This is a genomic window from Spirillospora sp. NPDC049652, assembly GCF_040675125.1.
Lineage (GTDB): Bacteria > Actinomycetota > Actinomycetes > Streptosporangiales > Streptosporangiaceae > Spirillospora.
In genome coordinates this window covers 1-2,326 of the sequence record NZ_JBFAOF010001055.1, presented here as the reverse complement: position 1 = coordinate 2,326, position 2,326 = coordinate 1, and the positions used below count along the sequence as shown (strand labels likewise).

Annotated in this window: 4 protein-coding genes; 1 reads left to right on the top strand and 3 read right to left on the bottom strand. The window is 73.6% G+C overall.

All coding sequences use genetic code 11. The annotated features are described in order from the left end of the window. The coding region (locus tag AB0J52_RS36790; RefSeq protein WP_500187531.1) for a polyprenyl synthetase family protein at positions 1-395 on the bottom strand (395 nt) is incomplete at its 3' end. Between the two features lie 43 nt (positions 396-438). Between AB0J52_RS36790 and metF the strand changes: the two genes are divergently transcribed. Next, complete coding sequence (gene metF / locus AB0J52_RS36785; RefSeq protein WP_500187530.1) at positions 439-1,374, top strand: methylenetetrahydrofolate reductase [NAD(P)H]; 936 nt, start codon at positions 439-441, stop codon at positions 1,372-1,374. Here metF and AB0J52_RS36780 read toward each other — a convergent pair. Next, positions 1,311-1,919, bottom strand: coding sequence for a GNAT family N-acetyltransferase (locus AB0J52_RS36780; protein ID WP_500187529.1), 609 nt, complete (start codon positions 1,917-1,919; stop codon positions 1,311-1,313). The two genes, metF and AB0J52_RS36780, sit on opposite strands and share 64 nt — an antisense overlap. An 11-nt stretch (positions 1,920-1,930) precedes the next feature. Continuing rightward, positions 1,931-2,263, bottom strand: coding sequence for a hypothetical protein (locus AB0J52_RS36775; protein WP_500187528.1), 333 nt, complete (start codon positions 2,261-2,263; stop codon positions 1,931-1,933). Positions 2,264-2,326: the final 63 nt, after the last annotated feature.

The window sequence follows — 2,326 nt, the reverse complement described above, 5'->3', positions numbered from 1 at the left end:
CGCCAGCCGCGCTCGGCGTGCAGCGCCTCGAACCGCCGGTGCACCGACGGCTGGCCCCGGCGGGTGTCGCTGGCGTCCATCACGTCGTCGTGCACCAGGGCGCTGGCCTGCAGCAGCTCCAGGGACGCGGCCGCCGCCGCGATCTGCGGGCCGTCCGCGCCGCCCGCCGCCCGCCAGCCCCAGAAGCAGAACGCCGGCCGCAGCCGCTTGCCCCCCGACAGCAGCGCCGTCAGCGCGGTGATCATGGGCCGCAGGTCCTCGCTGATGGCGAGCAGGGCGGGGCCCTGCCGGGCGAGGAAGGCGTGCAGTGCCTCGTCGACCTCCTTGCGGAACTGGCCGGTGGCGGCGCCGACGGCGGGCCCGGCGGGCGAACTGCTGGACGAACTGCTGGACATGGCGTGATCGTATCTTTTCGGACCGGGTCGATAGGATTGCGGGATGCGACGCCCGAACCCCGATCGTGCCCCGACGATCCGCGAGCTGCTCGCCACCGGCGACCCGTCGTTCTCCTTCGAGTTCATGCCGCCGAAGACCGCCGAGGCCGCCCGGACGCTGTGGCGCACCATCCGCGAGCTGGAGCCCCTCAACCCGACCTTCGTGTCGGTCACCTACGGGGCGGGCGGCAGCACCCGGGACAACACGGTCGACGTGGTGGAGCGCATCGCCGCCGAGACGACCATGACGCCGGTGGCGCATTTCACTGCCGTCGACCACTCCCAGGCCGAGCTGCGGCACCTGATCGGCCGGTTCGCGTCGGCGGGCGTCCGCAACATCCTCGCGCTGCGCGGCGACCCGCCCGGCGACCCCACCGCGGAGTGGATCAAGCACCCGGAGGGCCTGGAGTACGCCAGCGACCTGGTCCGGATGATCCGCTCGTACGGGGACTTCTGCGTGGGCGTCGCGGCGTTCCCCTACAAGCACCCGCGCTCCCGCGATATCGAGAGCGACACCCGGTTCTTCATCGAGAAGTGCCGCGCGGGGGCCGACTACGCGATCACCCAGATGTTCTTCCGGGCGAGCGACTACTTCCGGCTGCGCGACCGCGTCGCCGCCGAGGGCTGCGACGTGCCGATCATCCCGGGCATCATGCCGGTGACCAGGCTCAGCACGATCGAGCGGTCCGAGCAGCTGTCCGGCGCGCCGTTCCCCGAGGAGGTCCGCGCCCGGTTCGACGCCGTCCGCGACGACCCGGAGGCGGTCCGGCGGCTCGGCATCGAGCACGCCGCCGAGCTGTGCCGGGAGCTGCTCGACCAGGGCGCGCCCGGCATCCACTTCATCACCTTCAACCGGTCGACCGCGACGCGCGAGGTCTACGAGCTGCTGGAGTCCGCCGGGTACGGGGCGAGGGGCAGCGTCCCGCCCATCACGGCGTAGGGCGGCCCGCCGCCCGGGAACTCGAAGTCGACCAGCAGGTCCCGCAGGCCGACCGAGCGGTAGAGGCGGCGGGCGGGCGAGTCGCGGTCCAGGTCCAGCGTGGACAGCACGACCGTCGTCTCCCGCCTGCCCTCGCACAGCGCGTTCAGCAGCGCCCGGCCGTGCCCGTGCCCCTGCGCCCCGGGGTGGACGTGCAGCTCGGCGACCTCGAACGCGTCGTCCAGCCAGTAGGCGGCGTGGTCGGGGCCGTCCCGCTCGGTCAGCGCCCGCCGCACCACGTCGTGCCACCACTGGCCGGTCTCGCCGTGGAAGCCGTAGGCGAACCCGAGCACGTCGCCGGGCAGCGCGGGCAGCGACCGGGGCCGCTCGACCACGAACGCGCGGAACCGCGGATGGGTGGTGTGCCGCTGCATGATCGAGTACCGCCCGGGGAGCTGCTCCTCGGGCGGGCGCATCGCCGCGGCGTAGACCTGGAGGATCGGCTCCAGCCGGCGCAGGAACGCCTGGCGGTCGAGTCGTCGCAGCTTCGGCTCCCTCTTCCTCACGCCGAGAGAGCCTAGACCCGGACGATGGTCCGCTGGGTCGAGGCGAGCCGGTTGTAGATGTCCCAGAGGATCTGGTCGGCGGCCTTGCGCAGCGCCGCGCGCTGGGTCTCCAGCTGCCCGCCCCACGTCCGCGACTCCGGGCCGATCCAGGCGTCGGTGCCGTTCAGCGTCCGGACGGGGCCGTCCAGCGCGGTGCGGAGCGCGTCGATGCTGCCGTAGGCGTCGCTGTAGGCCTGGTAGATCTGCCGGTACTCGGGGTTCGGCTTCTCGTGCGGGGCGAGCTGGCCCGCGGCGGCGCCCTCCAGCGGCGCCGGGAGGCTGGCGGGCGGCGGAGGCGGGCTCATGACGGGCCGCCCTTCGCATCGTGGGCCGGCGTGTGAGGCACTGGCGCCCCACTCGCCAACGCC

What these genes read in the sequence shown, in the direction of transcription:
- metF (WP_500187530.1), top strand. Translation starts at nt 439, where the DNA reads ATGCGACGCCCGAACCCCGATCGTGCCCCGACGATCCGCGAGCTGCTC.
- AB0J52_RS36775 (WP_500187528.1), bottom strand. Translation starts at nt 2,263, where the DNA reads ATGAGCCCGCCTCCGCCGCCCGCCAGCCTCCCGGCGCCGCTGGAGGGC.